This window comes from Planococcus daihaiensis, assembly GCF_049262615.1.
In the GTDB taxonomy this organism is placed as follows: domain Bacteria; phylum Bacillota; class Bacilli; order Bacillales_A; family Planococcaceae; genus Planococcus.
Genome location: NZ_CP175504.1, coordinates 585,904 through 604,927, shown reverse-complemented (window position 1 = coordinate 604,927; position 19,024 = coordinate 585,904). Strand labels below are relative to the sequence as shown.

Annotated in this window: 18 protein-coding genes; 15 read left to right on the top strand and 3 right to left on the bottom strand. The window is 44.2% G+C overall.

The window, feature by feature from the left end; genetic code table 11:
• Positions 1-113: 113 nt before the first annotated feature.
• Complete coding sequence (locus tag DHX103_RS02955) at positions 114-1,190, top strand: glycosyltransferase family 4 protein (protein WP_422123786.1); 1,077 nt, start codon at positions 114-116, stop codon at positions 1,188-1,190.
• Positions 1,191-1,293: 103 nt separating this feature from the next.
• Here the strand turns inward: DHX103_RS02955 and DHX103_RS02950 are convergent, their stop codons facing one another.
• Positions 1,294-2,331, bottom strand: a complete 1,038-nt coding sequence (locus DHX103_RS02950) for an LCP family protein (RefSeq protein WP_422123785.1) — start codon at positions 2,329-2,331, stop codon at positions 1,294-1,296.
• Between the two features lie 162 nt (positions 2,332-2,493).
• Positions 2,494-3,129 (bottom strand): YigZ family protein, encoded by a 636-nt coding sequence (locus DHX103_RS02945; protein WP_422123784.1) that lies wholly within the window; start codon positions 3,127-3,129, stop codon positions 2,494-2,496.
• Positions 3,130-3,285: 156 nt separating this feature from the next.
• On the opposite strand from DHX103_RS02945, the gene DHX103_RS02940 reads away from it, so the two are divergent.
• From DHX103_RS02940 to DHX103_RS02915, 6 genes are all read left to right on the top strand, one after another.
• Complete coding sequence (locus tag DHX103_RS02940; RefSeq protein WP_422123783.1) at positions 3,286-4,431, top strand: sensor histidine kinase; 1,146 nt, start codon at positions 3,286-3,288, stop codon at positions 4,429-4,431.
• 27 nt (positions 4,432-4,458) lie between these two features.
• Entirely contained in the window at positions 4,459-5,133 is a 675-nt protein-coding gene (locus tag DHX103_RS02935) for a response regulator (protein WP_422123782.1), read from the top strand.
• Between the two features lie 171 nt (positions 5,134-5,304).
• A complete protein-coding gene (locus tag DHX103_RS02930; protein ID WP_422123781.1) occupies positions 5,305-5,865 on the top strand; it encodes a DUF4440 domain-containing protein in 561 nt (186 codons plus the stop codon).
• Between the two features lie 85 nt (positions 5,866-5,950).
• The gene (locus tag DHX103_RS02925) at positions 5,951-6,790 is read left to right on the top strand and encodes a DegV family protein (RefSeq protein WP_422123780.1); all 840 of its coding nucleotides are present in this window, start codon (positions 5,951-5,953) and stop codon (positions 6,788-6,790) included.
• An 80-nt stretch (positions 6,791-6,870) separates the two neighbouring features.
• A complete protein-coding gene (locus tag DHX103_RS02920) occupies positions 6,871-8,199 on the top strand; it encodes a DEAD/DEAH box helicase (protein WP_422123779.1) in 1,329 nt (442 codons plus the stop codon).
• Complete coding sequence (locus tag DHX103_RS02915) at positions 8,196-8,852, top strand: ComF family protein (RefSeq protein WP_422123778.1); 657 nt, start codon at positions 8,196-8,198, stop codon at positions 8,850-8,852. Before DHX103_RS02920 ends, DHX103_RS02915 begins: the two co-directional genes overlap by 4 nt.
• Positions 8,853-8,905: 53 nt before the next feature.
• Here the strand turns inward: DHX103_RS02915 and DHX103_RS02910 are convergent, their stop codons facing one another.
• Positions 8,906-9,613, bottom strand: coding sequence for an SDR family NAD(P)-dependent oxidoreductase (locus DHX103_RS02910; RefSeq protein ID WP_422123777.1), 708 nt, complete (start codon positions 9,611-9,613; stop codon positions 8,906-8,908).
• Positions 9,614-9,742: 129 nt separating this feature from the next.
• Here DHX103_RS02910 and hpf point away from each other — a divergent pair, with 129 nt between their 5' ends.
• From hpf to DHX103_RS02870, 8 genes are all read left to right on the top strand, one after another.
• A complete protein-coding gene (gene hpf, locus DHX103_RS02905; RefSeq protein ID WP_422123776.1) occupies positions 9,743-10,309 on the top strand; it encodes a ribosome hibernation-promoting factor, HPF/YfiA family in 567 nt (188 codons plus the stop codon).
• A gap of 353 nt (positions 10,310-10,662) precedes the next feature.
• Complete coding sequence (secA, locus tag DHX103_RS02900; RefSeq protein ID WP_422123775.1) at positions 10,663-13,179, top strand: preprotein translocase subunit SecA; 2,517 nt, start codon at positions 10,663-10,665, stop codon at positions 13,177-13,179.
• Between the two features lie 65 nt (positions 13,180-13,244).
• A protein-coding gene (gene prfB / locus DHX103_RS02895) for a peptide chain release factor 2 (protein ID WP_422124710.1) occupies positions 13,245-14,346 on the top strand; the annotation gives its coding sequence in 2 pieces (ribosomal slippage) (positions 13,245-13,316 and positions 13,318-14,346; 1,101 coding nt in all).
• 165 nt (positions 14,347-14,511) lie between these two features.
• Positions 14,512-15,384 carry a YitT family protein gene (locus tag DHX103_RS02890; RefSeq protein ID WP_422123774.1) on the top strand — a complete coding sequence of 291 codons (873 nt, stop codon included), beginning with the start codon at positions 14,512-14,514 and terminating at the stop codon, positions 15,382-15,384.
• Between the two features lie 45 nt (positions 15,385-15,429).
• Positions 15,430-15,780 carry a cytochrome c551 gene (cccB, locus tag DHX103_RS02885; protein ID WP_422123773.1) on the top strand — a complete coding sequence of 117 codons (351 nt, stop codon included), beginning with the start codon at positions 15,430-15,432 and terminating at the stop codon, positions 15,778-15,780.
• 282 nt (positions 15,781-16,062) lie between these two features.
• Positions 16,063-16,749, top strand: coding sequence for a cell division ATP-binding protein FtsE (gene ftsE, locus DHX103_RS02880; protein ID WP_422123772.1), 687 nt, complete (start codon positions 16,063-16,065; stop codon positions 16,747-16,749).
• Complete coding sequence (ftsX, locus tag DHX103_RS02875) at positions 16,739-17,623, top strand: permease-like cell division protein FtsX (RefSeq protein WP_422123771.1); 885 nt, start codon at positions 16,739-16,741, stop codon at positions 17,621-17,623. Before ftsE ends, ftsX begins: the two co-directional genes overlap by 11 nt.
• An 81-nt stretch (positions 17,624-17,704) precedes the next feature.
• On the top strand, positions 17,705-19,009 hold the full coding sequence (locus DHX103_RS02870) for a murein hydrolase activator EnvC family protein (RefSeq protein WP_422123770.1): 1,305 nt from the start codon (positions 17,705-17,707) through the stop codon (positions 19,007-19,009).
• The last annotated feature ends 15 nt before the right edge of the window (positions 19,010-19,024 follow it).

Genomic DNA, 19,024 nt, shown 5'->3' with positions numbered 1-19,024 from the left:
TTGTCTGATCACGTCTAATTGGAATAACAAGGGATTTATATGTATAACAGGTGATTCTGTGCTATAATAGCATTGAATTTCTATGTGTATAAGAATTATTGAGGAGGAAAGATATGCTGTACCTCGTTCTGATTTTGGCATTTCTTGCTTCTATTGTCCTAACGCCATTGGTCAAGCGCCTAGCTTTCAGGGTTGGAGCAGTGGACCGACCAAATTACAGGAAAGTTCATGCGCGAATAATGCCGCGTTTAGGCGGATTAGCCATATTCGGATCATTTCTTATCGGTTATTTCATCTTAAGGCCGGTCGATCCAATTTCCAATGCAGTAGAACCAGCCTTTATACCGATTACGACAGCCATCATAATTGGTGCGCTGATCATAATCATTACAGGTGTATTCGATGATATTCTTGAAATCACAGCAAAAGCGAAAATTCTGGGGCAGCTGCTCGCGGCATCGATTGTTGTAATTGGTGGCGGGCTGGAAATTTCCTTTATCAATCTGCCATTCGGCGGTGAAATCGATTTCGGTTATTTCAGTATCCCGCTTACCATCGTCTGGATAATCGGTATTACAAATGCCATCAACCTGATCGACGGTCTGGATGGATTGGCAGCCGGCGTTTCTTCAGTCGCCTTGATAACTTTAGCTATTATGGCCTACATCATGGGCGATGTTTTCGTCATGTCTACAGCCGCAATTCTTGCAGCCAGCTCGATCGGCTTCCTGTTTTATAATTTCCATCCAGCGAAGATTTTCATGGGTGATGCAGGGTCTTTATTCCTCGGCTTTATGATTTCTGTACTTGCTCTGATGGGTTTCAAAAACGTAACAATGGTTGCGTTGATCATTCCGGTAATCATGCTGGGCGTTCCTATTTCCGATACGTTCTTTGCCATCGTTAGGCGTGTCCGTGAAAAACAACCGATTTCTGCTGCGGATAAATCCCATTTACATCATTGTCTTTTGAACATCGGTTTTTCTCACAGGCAGACAGTCCTGATTATTTATGGTATTGCAGCGTTGTTCGGTTTGGCGGCTCTGCTGTTTTCACAAGCAACGTTATGGGGAGGCATTCTTCTTTTGGGTGTAATGCTTCTGGCAATTGAATTGTTTGTGGAAGTTGTTGGACTTGCAGGCAAGAATTATCGTCCATTGATCAATCTGGTTAAAATGATCGGCAAATAGAAGACTGATTACAAGTCAGGTGATTTGTAATCAGTCTTTTTGTATTTAACCGAAGTAATTAAATGCAAAGAAAGAGGCGTCCTCTGTGGGACGCCTCTTTCTTTTAGTCATTATAATCTTCATGCCCATATTCGGACGAACTATTGTCTGACAGGTTCGATGTATCAGGTTTCAATCCCAAATGGCTTTGCAAAATATCCTGAACTTCGATTAATGACTCTTGATTAAGCTGCCAGTAATAGATGCCCGTGGACATATCATCATAGCCGTCCAAAGTGAAAGTTTCTACATCGGGTTTGCCGTTTTTCGCATATTCGAAAAATGACTGCATATCTTTAAAGGTTAAATCCGTTTTCATGTTATCGCCCAAAGCATCTATGACATCCGCGTATTTTGTGAAGGAACCGGCGGATAAAGCTTTATCCATAATCGACTCTAAAATCATCTGCTGCCTTTTGCCGCGTTCAATATCATTATCGTAATAGCGTGTTCGGGCAAGCGCCAAAGCTTCACTGCCGTTCACATTTTGGATTCCTTCTTCGAGGTTGATGACACCTGCTTGATCGTTTTCATCCTGCTCTTTTAAGTCGTAGGGAACATCGACGGTAATGCCGCCAAGTGCATCGACTACATCTATGAATGCTTCAAAATCCATTCGAACGTAATAATCCACTGGAATTTCTAAGAGGTTTTCCACAGATTCAATCGTGGAACTGGGTCCGTTAAATCCATATGCGTGTGTAATTTTATCTTCTTTGCCCGCATCAGGGATTAATGTGTAAGTGTCACGTGGAATACTGACAAGTTTGACTGATTTATCTTCATTATTAAGCGTAGCAAGCACTAACGCATCTGATCTGATTTGTCCTGAGCTCTGATCGCGTTTACTGCTGTCATCAACGCCGATGAAGAGGATGGAAATATCATCATGGAGTGGCTCCACTTTTTCCTCGCGCAAATCGGACATTTCACGATCGCCTGCGGCTTCATAAGCATTATCCGCTGCGTTTTCTGCTTTTTTGACCAGATATATTCCAAAGGCGGAAACACACAGCAATAACGATACTGCTAAAGTCAACGCTATTTTGATGGCTGTCCTTCTTTTTGACGCTTTTGATTTGCGGTAATTTTTACGGTTCATGGTTATAGCTCCTCTAAAATAGGGTTGGGCTAACCGAGTTACGAATTCAGGTTTTACCAATCGATTTGTTCTATATAAAAAGTATCGTTAAAAAATATAAGTTAGATAATAATGCAATCAGTTTATTATACAGGATTTTCAGCGCTGAGTAAATATTGCAGCTCAAGTAATAGTAAATTCCAAATACTCCTTTGATATGCAATTTAAGGAAGATTGGCCATTGGTCATTTCCTGCATCCACAAGTTGAACTTTTCCTCTTTCTGAACTGGAACGTACACATATAGATTGACGCCGTCGGTGTATTCGATATTTTTGAGCGGATAGTCAGATTGGCGGACTTCGTTTTCCACCTTACCAAGCCAGCTATAATCAATCGACACTTTCATCAATGAATGCAGGCGCCTTTCAACGATACCGGCCGCAGCGAGTGCTTCGGAAGCAGCTTTGCCGTAAGCACGGATCAATCCGCCGCTCCCCAGTTTTATCCCGCCAAAGTAGCGGGTTACCACAATCACTGTATCTTTCAATTGTTTCTTCTTCAATACTTCAAGAATTGGCACGCCGGCTGTTCCACTGGGTTCCCCGTCATCGTTCGCTTTTTGGATAGTATCGTTTTCCCCGAGCATATAAGCGGAACAATTATGGCTTGCGGAGCGATGCAGGGATTTAATGGAGTCGATGAATTCGGTGGCCTGCTGCTCCGATTCTGCTCTGGCGGCATAACCGATGAACCTTGATTTTTGAATAAGCAGTTCAGCATTGGCCGAACTGCCCGCAGTCATGTAAGATTCTCGCATTTTAAGCCCCCCTGTTGTAAAATGAAATCAGATAATTTGTAATGTATATTTAATATTAGCTTACTTATATAGTGATATACTTGTAGAAGCCACTACAGGCATAAAGATATAATAATTATCACATTTTGCTAGGAGATTATGTAAGGCGGTTTTAAAATGTTCAGAAAAGTCGATGGAAAAGATATGGATTCCATTTATGATGAACTGCTGGCTAAAATGGAGCAGTCCAAAAAAGATTTTTTCGTTATAAGTGAGCAAAGTCGCCAAGGTTATGAAGAGATGAAGGACGAACTTGAAAATGTTCGACTGGATATTTCTGCTGTTATTAAAACCGGAGACTTGTTGGAAGAAAAAACCCGTGCTGCAAGAAGGCGACTCGCCGAAGTTTCAGGTTCATTCAATTCATATACGGAACTGCAGATCCGTCAAGCATATGAGGACGCAAATGATTTACAGCTCCAATTATCTGCCAACAGATCCGAGGAGAAAAAACACCGTCAGAAACGGGATGAGCTTCAACGGCGTCTGCAAACATTATTACAAACTATTGAACGAGCCGAAAAGCTCGTCAACCAATTGAATATTACGATGAACTATCTCTCATCTGATTTGGAAGACGTTGAAGATGCATTTGAAAAACCGAAGCTAAATCACGATTATAGCCTGCGGATCATCGAAGCGCAAGAAGAAGAAAGAAAACGGCTGTCCCGTGAAATCCACGATGGACCGGCGCAGATGATGGCGAATGTGCTGCTCAGGTCGGATCTGATTGAGCGGACATATCGAGAAAAGGGTCCGGAACTGGCCTTTAAGGAAATTTCTTCTTTAAAGGAAATGGTGCGCCATGCTTTGACAGAAGTCAGAAGAATCATTTATGATCTCCGGCCAATGGCATTGGATGACCTGGGGCTTGTGCCGACTCTCAGAAAATATATTGAGACAACTGCTGAGTACAATCCGGGAACCCTGGTTTCTTTTAATTCCAACGGCACTGAGCGAAGGTTGCCTTCCAGTCATGAAACATCCATATTCCGGCTTATTCAAGAAGCTATTTCCAATGCAATCAGGCACGGAAAAGCAACGGAAATTTATGTGGACTTGGAATGGCTGAAAGAGCATGTGAACATTGTCGTGAGTGATAATGGCACAGGTTTTGACCAAAGTATAGTGAAAAACCAATCATTCGGCCTGATCGGGATGAAAGAAAGAATCGATTTGATAAAAGGGGATTTCATCATAAATTCCAATTTGGGGGAAGGAACAGTATTGATGTTTCAAATTCCCTATGAATTGGGTATATAAGATACGGTATTCAAGGAGGACAACATAATGACAAAAATTATTATTGTAGACGATCATCAATTATTCCGTGAAGGTGTAAAAAGGATTCTTGATTTCGAAGAGACATTTGAAGTGGTTGCCGAGGGCGGCGACGGCACGGAAGTCATCAAATTGTACGAGGAAAATAAACCGGATGTTGTATTGATGGACATCAATATGCCGCAGAAAAACGGTGTTGAAGCTACCGGGGAATTGATGGAGAAGCATCCGGAAGCAAAAGTCATTATGCTGTCGATTCACGATGATGAATCCTATGTCACGCACGCATTAAAGACAGGTGCACTGGGGTATATGCTGAAAGAGATGGATGCTGAGGCAATCATTCAAGCGATTAAAGTCGTAGCCAAAGGCGGATCTTATCTGCATCCCAAAGTTACACGCAATCTTGTAATGGAATTCCGCCGATTGAGTGAGCGGGAAAACAAAGGATCGTTCCACCAGACTGAAATCCGCCGTCCCTATCATTTGCTGACGAAACGTGAAAGCGAAGTCCTTCAATTATTAACTGACGGGCAAAGTAACCGGATTATCGGTGAAACCTTATTCATCTCCGAAAAAACGGTGAAAAACCACGTCTCCAGCATTCTTCAAAAAATGCAGGTAAATGACCGTACGCAAGCGGTAGTTACAGCCATTAAAAATGGTTGGGTTGAAGTCAGATAATCATAATTTCACCGCGATGGCCTGGGCCATCGCGGTTTTTGTGTTTTCAGTGCCGTTGAAATTGGAGACGCAAACGACATGGGAAACAAGCAGAGAATCAACATATTGACACAGTTTCTTCATTGAAATATAAGGTTTCCTGTGTCAAAATGAGCGCAGGAGGAATGCCCGATGAAAAAGATGATTATGGCAGCTGGCTTAATGTTGCTGCTGACTGCCTGTTCAGATGATAATAATGCTGCTGAACATACAAATTCAGCAGATGACAGCAATTTGCAAAATGAAAACGGTGCTGTAGACCATGGCATGAAAGATAAATCAGCCGGCTTCACGATGACTGGTGATGGTGAAGTGCTTGAGGCGGAAGTTCCTGAAGAAGAAGCTGCGGCAATCCTGGCAGCTCACGCTGAATATATAGCAGCATTCAATGCTGAAGATATGGATCGCTATATGGCGGTGATTGCACAGGAGCCGGAAGGTTTTGACCGCGAAGAAGACCAGATTGCTTTGGAAGAAGCATTTGACGCCTATGATATTGCGTATTCTCCTTCGAATGAAACAATCGTTAAGTATTCACCTGAGCGTGCGGAAGTTTTCGCAGAAATCTCAGTGACGATGTCTGAGGGAGAATCAGATAAAGAAACGGAACAAAGCGGCAGGCAAGTGGTTATCTTCAAGAAAGAAGATGATGGTTGGAAAGTAAGCGGCCTGCATTTTATAGGCAATCAATAATCACCCTTCCCGTTGTCGGCGGGAAGTTTTTTTATTGTCTATGAATTTCGCTGGTTTTTGATAAAATAAAGGAGGAGGATGATTTATGGCAAAAACAGCAATTGTCACCGACAGCACAGCCTATCTTGCGGCAGATGTCCGTGACAAACACAAGATACATATGATTCCGCTCCAGATTACTTTCGGGATGGAATCTTTCGAAGAGGAGCGGGAAGTGACAGTAGAGGAGTTTTACGCCAGAGCGGCGGGTGAGCAGCCGAAAACATCACAGCCGCCGATCGGTGAATTCATTAATTTATACAAAAAACTTGCCCAAGATCACGATGAAATATTATCCATCCACCTTTCCAGCGGCATCAGTGGAACATTCTCCGGTTCCCTTCAGGCAGCCGAGTTGATCGAAAATGCAAAGGTCTTCACGTATGATTCTGAAATATCCTGCGCGATGCAAGGTTTTTATGTTTTAAAAGCTGCTGAAATGGCTGACCAGGGAATTGGAGCCATGGAAATCATAAAGCAATTGGAAGAGATGAAGCGGTCGATGCGCGCCTTTTTTATGGTAGAGGATTTAATGCATCTTCAGCGCGGCGGAAGATTATCAGGGGCGCAGGCGATTGTCGGTTCCATGCTGCAAATAAAGCCTTTGCTGCATTTCTGCGACACTAAGATTGTGCCATTTGAAAAAGTGCGCACCCGTAAAAAGGCAATGAGCCGCATAGTTTCGTTACTGGAAGAAGACTTGCGTTCCGGCAATGCGGTTAAAGCGACAATTATTCATGCAAATCGTAAAGAAGATGCAAACCAGTGGAAAATAGAACTTGAGCGGAAGTTCACAACAGTAGAATTTGATATTTCTTATTTCGGGCCGGTTATAGGCACACATTTAGGAGAAGGCTCCATGGGTCTTGGCTGGGTAAACAAATGACCTGCCAAGGCTTTTTTTTTTCAGACTGAGCAGTTTGGAAATAATCTGGTAAATCTTATTGAATAAAAAGGAGTTGGAATATGAACGAACTGCAGGATTTTTTAACCGGAAGAATATGGCTGCGCGACTTTACTCCGTTTCCGAAAGAGACGATTGAAAAAGCGATACAGGATGGTTTCATTGTGGTCCACAAAGGAATTACAGAAAGTCTCCAGTGTGCGAGGTGTCTGGAAAGCTCGGCTGAAAAAATTGTCTCCTTCTTGTGCGCGAAATGCGTTGGGCTATGCCATTATTGCCGCCATTGCATCCGGATGGGCCGGGTCAGCTCGTGTACTGATTTGATCACTTGGAAAGAACCTCACCTGATTTCCCCTTATTCCCATTCATTTCATTGGAATGGCGAACTCACAAATCTCCAGCAACAGGCTTCCGAAGAACTTGGGGAAAGCCTGCACCTCAATAGATCCCATCTTGTATACGCTGTCTGCGGAGCAGGCAAAACTGAATTATTATTTCCGCCAATTCATCAGGCGTTGTCTGAAGGCAAGCGAGTTTGCATAGCGGCGCCCCGCACGGACGTGATTTTGGAATTATCACCAAGGCTCCAAGCGGTATTTCCGGAACTGGTGATCCATACGCTTTACGGAGGTTCAACGTTTGAACCGGGTTTTGCCCGTCTCGTAATGGCCACAACTCATCAACTTTACCGCTTCCAACACGCATTTGATCTGGTGATTGTCGACGAAGCGGATGCATTCCCGTATTCTTATGATCCAGCGTTGGCACGGGCTGTCTCGAAATCGTTGAAACCGGGTGCCCCGATTATTTATGTATCTGCTACGCCTTCCCGGAAATTACTGGTAAGGGTACCCCATCAATCGAGAATATTCCGCCGCTTTCATGGCCACCCGCTTCCAGTACCAATTTATCGTCCGCTCTGGAATTACCGAAGGTCTTTCCGAGCCAATAGAATTCCAGGGAAATTGGCGGAATGGATCAAACAGAAATTGCAGCGGGAGGAACCATTTATGCTTTTTTTCCCGACCATCGAAATGATCCGGCAGGCGGAACCCTTATTCAAGGAGATTGACAACCGGATTGAAGCTGTCCATTCCAAAGATCCTGAGCGGAAAGAGAAAGTCATGAAATTGAGGACGGGAGAAATTCCAGGCATTCTGACTTCAACGATATTGGAAAGAGGTGTGACCATCGAAAATGTGCAAGTGGGCATCGTCGGTGCAGATGAAGATGTTTTCGAAGCGTCTGCATTAATTCAAATGGCAGGTCGTGCAGGCAGGTCAAGCAAATTTCCGGAAGGGCAAGTGATATTTTTTCATAACGGAATATCCTGGCAGATGGACAAAGCACGGGATCTCATCAAGTCTTTCAATCAGGAGGGGTTCCGATGAATTGTTATTTATGCGGCAATCGATTGGAATCGAATCCTTCATGGAGAGACCTGTTTTTGGGGGATAAACCGGATACTATCTGCAAAGGATGCAGGACGTCATTCGAAGCGGCCGTTGCCGGTTGCCGGATTTGTGGAGCGAGTGGAGCTGAGTTGTGCAGCGAATGCAGCCACTGGGAAACGACAGAGTTCGGAGGGGCTATTGATTTCGGAAAAACGCTGTATGGCTACAACGCGGCTATGAAGGAATACCTGCACCAATTCAAATTTCTTCAGGATGTCATATTAGCTGAGGTATTTGCTGATGAACTGGCGGTTGCGGTAAAGAAAACAAAAGCAGTGGTTGTGCCGATTCCGATGAACCCTTCCAAATTGAAGGTCCGCACTTTTGCGCAAGTCGACAGTATTCTGCAGGCTGGCGGGGTCGAATTTTTCCATCTTCTTCATAAAAATGAAGAGGTCCAAGGCGAAAAGACAAGAGAAGAACGTCTGGCAACCCGCGGATTATTCTCTTTGAACGGCAACCCGGTCCCGAAAAAGATTGTGTTGGTTGATGATATGTATACGACTGGAACCACGCTTCGGCTGGCTGCGAAACTGCTGAAAGAGGGGGGAGCAGAAGAAGTGGGGTTTATTGCGCTAATACGGGCGTAAATTTAAAAATACAATAATTTACATAAAAAGACGGGCGAAATATGCCCGTCTTTTTAATGTTCATAAATCATTTTTCGTGTCATGCCGCCATCAATCGTCAGGCATTCAGCTGTAATGAAAGAATTCTGCGGATTGGAAAGAAATAGACAGGCACGGGCAATGTCGGAAGTATTGCCGGCACGGCCGCTCCAATGCTGCTGATGGTCGATTTCCCGCAAATCGGCAGCATCCCCCGTATGGATCCAGCCCGGTGCGATGGAATTTACCCGAACGCCCCTGTCACTCAGTGAAGCGGCGAGCGAATGAGTCAAAGCAAAAATCCCGCCTTTGGAAGCTGAATACAATTCCGTATTCGGTTCCGACATAAAAGCGCGGGTGGAAGCCATATTGACAATCGATCGAATGTCATCAGTCATGTACCTGGCCGCTTCCCGGCTGCAGATAAAGACCGATTTCAAATTCGTATCCAAAATCCGGTCCCAATCTTGCTCTTCAACTTCCCATAACGATTTGAATTCCGAGATTCCGGCATTATTGACCAGTGCGTGGATTGCGCCGAATTCGGTATGGATGTCTTCCATCACCTTTTGGACTTGCTGGAAATTGCCGACATCACACTTTCTGAATTCAACACCTTCAATAGAAACTTTTTCGATATCAAGGCCGATAACCAGTGCACCCTCATGTGCAAAATGTTCGGCAATGCTTTTACCGATTCCCTGGGCTGCGCCCGTTACGATGACAAGCTTATTTGTAAACATCGGCTTCACCTCCCTGTCATATAGTTTACCTGGAATTCATCTTGCTGAAACTATTTGTGTTTTAAGAAGGATTCGGGAGGGAACATGTAGAAATGTAACAGTGCAAGAGATTAAGAAGGAGGAGTTAATATGCTGCAATTTAATATTAAAGGTGACAACATCGAAGTAACTCCAGCAATTCGAGAGCACATTGAGAAAAAAGTTGAAAAAATCGAACGTTATTTCCCAGAAGGGACCAATGCAAACGCGATGGTCAACCTGAAGGCGATAAATAACAGTCAATCTAAAGTTGAAATCACAATACCAATGCAAAACTTAACATTGCGTGCTGAAGAACGGCATGAAGAATTATATGCAGCGGTGGATTTGATCGTCGGAAAACTCGAGCGCCAAATCCGTAAATATAAAACTAAGGTGAATCGTAAATTCCGTGACCGTGAACCGATGGGACAAGCTTTCGCAAATTATGAAAGTGAAATCAACGGCAATGGGGCAGATGAAAAAGAAGAAGATTTCACAATCGTTCGCACAAAGCAATTCGATCTGAAACCGATGGACGAGGAAGAAGCGGTATTGCAGATGAATATGCTGGGCCATAATTTCTTCGTTTTCACTGACGCAGAAACCAATGATACAAATATTGTTTACAAACGGAAAGACGGCACCTATGGTTTAATCGAAACAAGTTCTTCTTAATTATATAGAAGTATATAGAAGGAAAGATTAATCCGGGTCTCATTAAAAGCTGTGCAGAATTCATATTCTGCACAGCTTTTTTCTGTTTTCCCACAATCTTGTTTCGCACAGTTTCAAAGGGGAACCATTTGCTTGCCAGTTACTGAAAAGTCGGAGAATTCGTATTCCATATGCTCTCCTTTGTTTGCACGGTTTTCTTTGCAGTGTTAAAATGAAGAGTGAGATTTTCGGAAATCAATGGATGGTCCGGACAAATACTGTATTTTAAAGCCTTCAGGCAAACGACACATAAATAACAGCAATAGCGATCCAGCTGCTTGAAAAAACTGGACCCTGTGCAAGGAGCGGTATAAATGTTAGGTGTATTGAACAAAGTATTCGACCCAAATAAAAGAGATTTAAAGAGACTTGAAAAAGTTGCCGATACGGTGGAAGTGCTGGCAGCTGATTATGCGGCGCTTTCCGATGACGCATTAAAAGCAAAAACAGAGGAATTCTTCAACCGGCATGCGAAAGGCGAGTCACTTGATGATTTATTGCCTGAAGCATTCGCGACTGTCAGAGAAGCTTCAAAACGCGTACTCGGACTGTATCCTTTCCGAGTCCAGCTCATGGGGGCTGTGGCTCTGCATGAAGGCAATATTGCCGAGATGAAAACGGGTGAAGGGAAAACCTTGACTTCGACAATGGCGATTTACCTGAATGCCATCAGCAAAAAAGGCGCTCATGTCGTCACGGTCAACGAATATTTAGCGAGCCGTGATGCTGAAGAAATGGGTAAATTGTATACTTGGCTTGGATTGACCGTCGGATTGAATGTGAACAGTTTAACGAAAGAAGAGAAACACCAGGCTTATTTGGCTGACATCACATACAGCACAAACAATGAACTCGGCTTTGATTACCTGCGCGACAATATGGTTCTCTACAAAGAAGACATGGTGCAGCGCCCGTTGAATTTTGCGGTCATTGATGAAGTCGATTCAATTCTGGTCGACGAAGCACGGACGCCGCTGATCATTTCCGGTCAGGCTGCCAAATCGGCTCAGCTCTACATGCAGGCCAATGCGTTTGCTCGCATGCTGCGGAAAGATACCGACTTCACTTACGATGAAACGACAAAAGGTGTTGTTTTGACGGAGGAAGGTATTGAGAAAGTTGAAAAAGCGTTCAATATTGATAACTTATTCGATATTTCCCATGTCCGGCTCAACCACGCCGTCAACCAATCGTTGAAGGCCCATGTCACGATGCATAATGATGTGGATTATGTGGTTCAAGAAGGCGAAGTAGTCATTGTTGATCAGTTTACAGGACGTTTGATGAAAGGCCGCCGTTATTCAGATGGTCTTCATCAGGCAATCGAAGCAAAAGAAGGCCTCGAAGTTCAAAACGAATCGATGACGATGGCGACCATTACGTTCCAGAACTTCTTCCGTATGTACGATAAATTATCGGGCATGACCGGTACAGCCAAAACTGAGGAAGAGGAATTCCGCAATATTTATAATATGAATGTTATTGCGATTCCAACGAATAAACCGATTGTCCGGGATGATCGGGTCGATCTAATTTATGCGAGTATTGAAGGGAAATATCAAGCGGTTGGTGATGATATCGCTGAGCGCAATAAAAAGGGACAGCCCGTTCTTGTTGGTACTGTCGCAATTGAAACTTCAGAAATCATTTCCGATTACCTGACCAAAAAAGGTGTTCGTCATTCTGTGCTGAACGCGAAAAATCATGCGCACGAAGCAGAAATCATTTTGAACGCAGGTCAAAAAGGCGCAGTTACCATCGCGACGAATATGGCTGGACGTGGGACGGATATCAAGCTTGGTGAAGGTGTTGTTGAAGCAGGCGGTTTGGCAGTTTTGGGTACTGAGCGCCACGAATCCCGCCGAATCGATAACCAGCTGCGTGGACGTTCTGGGCGTCAGGGAGACCCGGGTGTAACGCAGTTCTATCTGTCATTGGAAGATGATCTGATGCGCCGCTTCGGTTCCGACGCCATGCGCAATATGATGGGCAAACTCGGCATGGACGATTCACAGCCATTGCAATCACGCATGGTTACACGTTCTGTGGAATCTGCACAAAAACGGGTGGAAGGCAATAACTTCGATGCCCGGAAACGTTTGCTGCAATATGACGATGTTCTTCGCCAACAACGCGAAATCATCTACAAAGAACGCATGGAAGTTCTTGAAACGGACAATATGCGTTCATTGGTCGAAAACATGATCGACAATACCGTCAACCGTGTGGTTTATGCACACACAACTGATGAAAAGCCGGAGAATTGGCATTTGAAATCTCTTGCTGATGTTATTTCCGCCAATCTATTGCCTGAAAATACGGTGACGGAAAAGGATCTTCAGAATAAAACGCAGGAAGAATTGATTGATTTCATTAACGCGGAAATTACGAAATACTATGATGCGAAAGAAACTGAAATGACACCGGAACGTATGCGGGAATTCGAGAAAGTTGTTCTGCTTCGTTCAATTGATACGAAATGGATCGACCATATCGATGCGATGGATCAGCTGCGCCAGGGAATTCATTTACGTGCCTATGGCCAGACCGATCCGCTGCGCGAATACCAGCAGGAAGGATTTGCTATGTTCGAAGCGATGGTGCAAGCGATCGAGGATGATGTGGCAAAATACGCTTTAAAAGCGGAAATCCGCAACAACCTGCAGCGTGAAGAAGTAGCCAAGGGGCAGGCAGTCAACCCGAAAGAGGGCGGCGAAGCGGTCAAGAAGAAAAAAGAGCCGGTACGCAAAGACTCTACAGTTGGCCGAAACGATCCATGCCCATGCGGCAGCGGCAAGAAGTTTAAAAATTGCCACGGTGCAACTGCATAAAGAAGCACCCAAATGCCGAAGAGCTTACAGCTCTTCGGTGTTATTTTGAGGAGGAACTTAATATGATGGAATTAGCAGATATTCGAAACGAGCTCGACAAATCTTCCGCAAAGCTTGCGGACTTCAGGGGGTCTCTTTGACTTAGAGAACAAAGAGGCACGGATCCAGGAGTTGGATGAAATGATGATCGACCCGGAATTCTGGAACAACCAGGAGACCGCACAGGAAGTCATTTCGGAATTGAACGGTTTGAAAGAAATCGTCAATACGTATCACGGTTTTGTGGAGTCACAGGAAAACATGGAGATGACGCTTGAGTTGCTGCGCGGAGAATCGGATGAGGAATTGCACGAGGATCTGAGCCAGGAACTCAAGGAATTTAAATCGCAACTTGCCGATTACGAACTCCAAATGCTGTTAAGTGAGCCGTATGATAAAAATAACGCCATCCTTGAACTTCACCCAGGAGCCGGCGGAACAGAGTCCCAGGACTGGTGTCAAATGCTGTTGCGAATGTATACACGTTGGGCAGAGAAACGCGGATTTAAAGTGGAAACACTGGATTATCTGGCCGGTGATGAAGCCGGTGTGAAATCTGTCACACTTGGGATTAAAGGCCATAATGCATATGGCTATCTGAAAGCGGAAAAAGGCGTGCACCGACTTGTCCGTATTTCACCATTCGATTCTTCAGGCAGACGCCATACTTCATTTGTGTCATGTGAAGTGATGCCTGAATTCACGGGAGAAATCGAAATCGATATCCGCACGGAAGACTTGAAGGTCGATACGTACCGGGCAAGCGGCGCCGGCGGACAGCACATTAACACAACGGACTCAGCCGTTCGGATCACCCACTTGCCGACAGGTGCAGTTGTTACTTGCCAGCAGGAACGTTCACAGATCAAAAACCGTGAAAAAGCGATGCAAATGCTGAAAGCAAAACTTTACGCATTGAAACTCGAAGAACAGGAAGCGCAGCTTCTTGAAATTCGCGGAGATCAAAAAGAAATCGGCTGGGGCAGCCAAATTCGCTCGTATGTATTCCACCCGTATTCAATGGTAAAAGATCACCGCACGAATTATGAAACCGGCAATCTTCAGGCTGTCATGGATGGTGATATCAGCGGCTTCATCAATTCCTTGCTGCGTTCGAAGATGCAATAAAAACAGCACATAAACAGTAAGCCCCGCATGGCCTCGGCCGTGCGGGGTTTTTTACTTCACTCTGATGAAGTTCACAAGGAGCGTCCATTTTGGTATACTCTGACAGGGCTTACAGAAATAATACACCGAAAAGAATACAGCACAGGAAAGAGGAAATGCATTTTTATGGGAAAGAAAAATCAACGCAACAGAAAAGAGTTGCATCCGTTTTGGACTGAATTTAGGGATTACATATACGTCATCATCGGTTCAGCGCTGGTCGCGATTTCATTTAACGTATTCCTGTTGCCGAACGAAGTGGCATCAGGCGGAGTCAGCGGCATCAGCACGCTGCTTTATGGCCTGTTTGAGTGGAAGCCGGCATTTGTGCAATGGGCTTTTAACATTCCATTGTTTATCGCAGGCGTAATTCTTCTGGGCAAGAATTTCGGGTTGAAATCTGCCGTCGGAACAATTTTCCTTCCATTTATAGTGTATATGACGGAAGATTGGGAGGCCTGGACGATGAATCCCTTGTTGGGGGCGTTGTTCGGGGGGATCCTGGTAGGGCTTGGCCTTGGTATTGTGTTCAGGGGAAGAGCGTCGACCGGCGGTACGGATCTGGCCGCCCAGATCATTACAAAATTCACAGGGCTGACACTCGGCACAAGTATCGCTATGATCGACGGCATGATTGTTCTGGCGGCAGCGGTTGTTTTTGATATCGAAAGAGGGCTGTATGCTTTAATCGGACTTTATGTCACATCCAAAACAATCGATTTGGTGCAGGTCGGTTTCGGAAGATCGAAACTTGTCTACATTATAACGACGAAACAAATGGAAATTCGGGATGCCATTTATGAAGAAGTAGACCGCGGCGTCACGAAACTCACGGCAACCGGCGGTTATACTGATTCTGAACGACCGATTTTAATGGTCGTTGTGCATCAAACTGAATTCACTAAGTTGAAACAAGTGGTAAAACTTGTTGACCCTTCGGCCTTTATAATTGTGTCAGATGCTTCGGAGGTATTAGGCGAAGGTTTCAAACGGGCTTAACACAGGTATACTTCTAGTAATGAAATATTCAAGGGAGGCATTATGATGAAAAAAAGCTTAATGGCATTATTGTTCGGTACAACGCTTATTCTGGGCGCGTGTGGAGGAGATGATACGGCAGAGCCGGAACCGGCTGAAGAAACGCCAACTGAAACACCGGCTGGTGAAGAAACTACAGTTGATGCGGAACAGATCGTGAATCAGCAATGTATCTCCTGCCACGGGGAAAACTTGGAAGGACAAGGCAATTTCCCCGCTTTGAATGATGTAGGTTCCAGATTGTCAGAAGAAGAGATTCTGACTGTCATTCTGGAAGGACGCGGTACAATGCCTGCTGGAATTATCGAAGGTGAAGAAGCAGAAGCTGTTGCAGCTTGGCTATCAGAAAAAGAATAAGCAACTATAATGAGAAAACCGGCTAATTTAGCCGGTTTTTTCCATGAGAAAATTATATCAAAATACAACAATGAATTCACAAAAATATTCCTTCGTATAGGCAATAAGGTTCACTTAATTTGTGAATTTATATCCTATTACTTATGAAATGTTTCAATAACAAGCATGAATTGATACAGAACTGTAATATAAAAAGGGTTTTAAAGATGCTACAATGGGTTTGCTGGATTTTTAGGACACTTAATGTTTTTGTGAAATATAATCTATATAGGTGGTTATTAAATGATACAAATGAAGAACGTATATAAAAAATATCCGAACGGCATCGTTGCACTCAATGGCATGAACGTTGAGATTAAACAAGGCGAGTTTGTATATATAGTAGGACCGAGTGGAGCAGGAAAATCGACGTTCATCAAAATGATGTACAGAGAAGAAACCCCAACGTCCGGACAAATGCTTGTCAACGGAGTGGATCTTGCGAAAATCAAAAGAAAAAATGTTCCACTTCTTCGCCGTCAAATCGGCGTTGTGTTCCAGGATTTCAAATTACTGCCAAGATTAAATGTCTATGAGAATGTGGCATTTGCTTTGGAAGTAATCGAAGAAAAACCGGAAGCCATCCGGAAACGTGTACTGGATGTCCTCGATATGGTGGGGCTGAAACATAAAGCACGCATGTTCCCAAGAGAATTATCCGGTGGGGAGCAGCAACGGATTTCAGTTGCCCGCTCAATCGTAAACACACCGAAAGTGGTGATTGCAGATGAGCCGACTGGTAACCTGGATCCGGAAACTTCATGGGATATCATGAATCTTTTTGAACGCATCAACGCGAGCGGGACAACAATTCTGATGGCGACGCATAACCGTGAAATCGTCAATACAATGAGACACCGCGTTATAGCAATCGAAGGCGGGCTAATTGCACGTGATGAAGCTGGAGGTGACTACGGCTATGAAGGCTAGAACTTTAGCACGCCACTTCCGAGAAAGCCTTAAAAGCCTCGGACGCAACGGCTGGATGACATTTGCATCCGTCAGTGCGGTAACAGTTACATTGCTCCTTGTTGGGGTATTTGTTCTGATTATGATGAACTTGAACAAAGTTGCAGATGACCTGGAAAATGATGTGGAAATCAAATCGTTTATCTCACTGCAAGCAGATGAAGCAACTGTATCCGAAATGGAAACAGCCATCCTGAGTTTGTCCGGAGTCGATTCAGTAAATTATTCGACAAAAGAAGAGGAACTTTCTGATTTGGTACTGGACTTCGGTGATGAATTCAGTTTGTTCGAGCAAAACAATCCATTATTGGATGTTTTTTATGTAAAAGCAACAGAACCTCAGCAAACAGAAAATGTTGCGAATGAAATTTCGCAGTTAGAGGGCATTGAAGAAGTTAAATATGGTGAAGGCAAAATCGAAAAACTGTTCAGTTTCCTGAACACCGGTCGTAACGTAGGTCTCGTTTTAATCCTCGCTTTATTGTTTACCGCAATGTTCCTGATTTCAAACACGATCCGCATCACAATTGTTGCGAGACGCCATGAAATCGAAATCATGAAATTGGTTGGAGCGACAAATTGGTTCGTCCGCATCCCGTTCATTCTTGAAGGAATGTGGCTTGGACTTCTTGGTTCAATCATTCCAATCGGTCTTGTAGTCGCGCTTTACTACAACATCACTGAATTTGCACAGCCTAAACTGAGTGGCGAGATGATCCAATTATTGGACTTCGCACCGTTCATCTATCAGGTAAGTGCGCTGATCCTTCTGATGGGTGTATTCATCGGAGTATGGGGAAGCTTCATGTCCATCCGCAAATTCTTGCGAGTTTAAACAATAAAAGCTAGATAAAGAGTCGTAGAGAGAGAGAAGACAGAAAGATAGAGAACGTAAAGCCGAAAGGGGAAAACGCACTTGAACTCGAAGTCGAAATGGATGTTGTCTGTTGTTTCAGCAATATTGGCGTTAACGATGGTAATGCCATCGGTCAGCGCCAATGGTCTGAGCGACCTGAAAAAAGAACAGCAGGATGCTGAAAGAAAAAAGAACGAATTGAATTCGAATATTAATGAAAAAGCGAATGAAATCAGCGAAAATCAATCTACACTTGAAAAAATCGTAGCGAAAATCAATGATTTGGAAAACAAAATCACTGAAACGCAGGATAAAATGACTGCAGTACAAGCTGAAATCGATCAAACAAAATCAGAAATCGATGAATTGAAAGAATCCATCGAAGAACTCGAAAACAAAATTGCAGAACGCGAAGAATTGCTTAAAGAACGCGCTCGCGCAATTCAGTTGAGCGGTGGTTCAGTTGATTATATCGACGTATTGCTTGGCGCAAACAGCTTTATCGATTTTATCGACCGTTTCTCAGCGGTGAATTTGCTGATTGATGCAGATCGTGAAATTATGCGTGAACAGGCTGAAGATAAGGAACTTCTTGCGGAGCAACAAGCGGAAGTTGAAAGCAAATTGGCAGAACAGCAAAAACGCCAAGCTGAATTGGAAGAGCTGAAATCCTCACTTGATAAGCAAAAGAAAGAACAATCCGGTTTGAAAGCGGATCTTGAAGCAGAACAGGAACGCCTTGCTGAAGAAAAATCTGCACTGGAAAAAGAACATGAAGAGGCTATGGGTATCAGCGACGCTCTTCAGAAGAAGATTGCTGAAGAACAGACTCGTTTAGCAAAAATCGCCAAAAAGGCTGAAGAAGAACGCAAACGTAAAGAAGCAGCTGAAAGAGCTGCAGCTCAAAAATCTTCAAGCTCTTCTGTAACAACTTTTAGTGCACCTGTAAAAAACAGTTCAGGGTTCATCCGGCCGGCAGCTGGCCGTTTGTCATCTAATTATGGCGGACGCAATATTGGAGCAGGCAATGAGAATCACCTTGGTGTAGATATCGCGAACAGTACCGGTACTCCAATCCATGCAGCAGCTTCCGGATACGTATCTTTTTCGGGTGCAATGGGAGGTTACGGCAATGTCGTCATGATAACGCACTCGATCAATGGCCAGCCTTACACAACTGTATACGCTCATAATAACTCGAATAGCGTATCCGTTGGACAAGCGGTTTCACAAGGTCAGCGAATTGCTGCAATGGGCAGCACTGGGCGTTCGACTGGACCACACGTCCACTTTGAAGTCCACATTGGGTCTTGGAATGGCGCACGTTCAAATGCAGTTAACCCGATTAATTATATCGGCGGATAAAATATGGACCGGCAT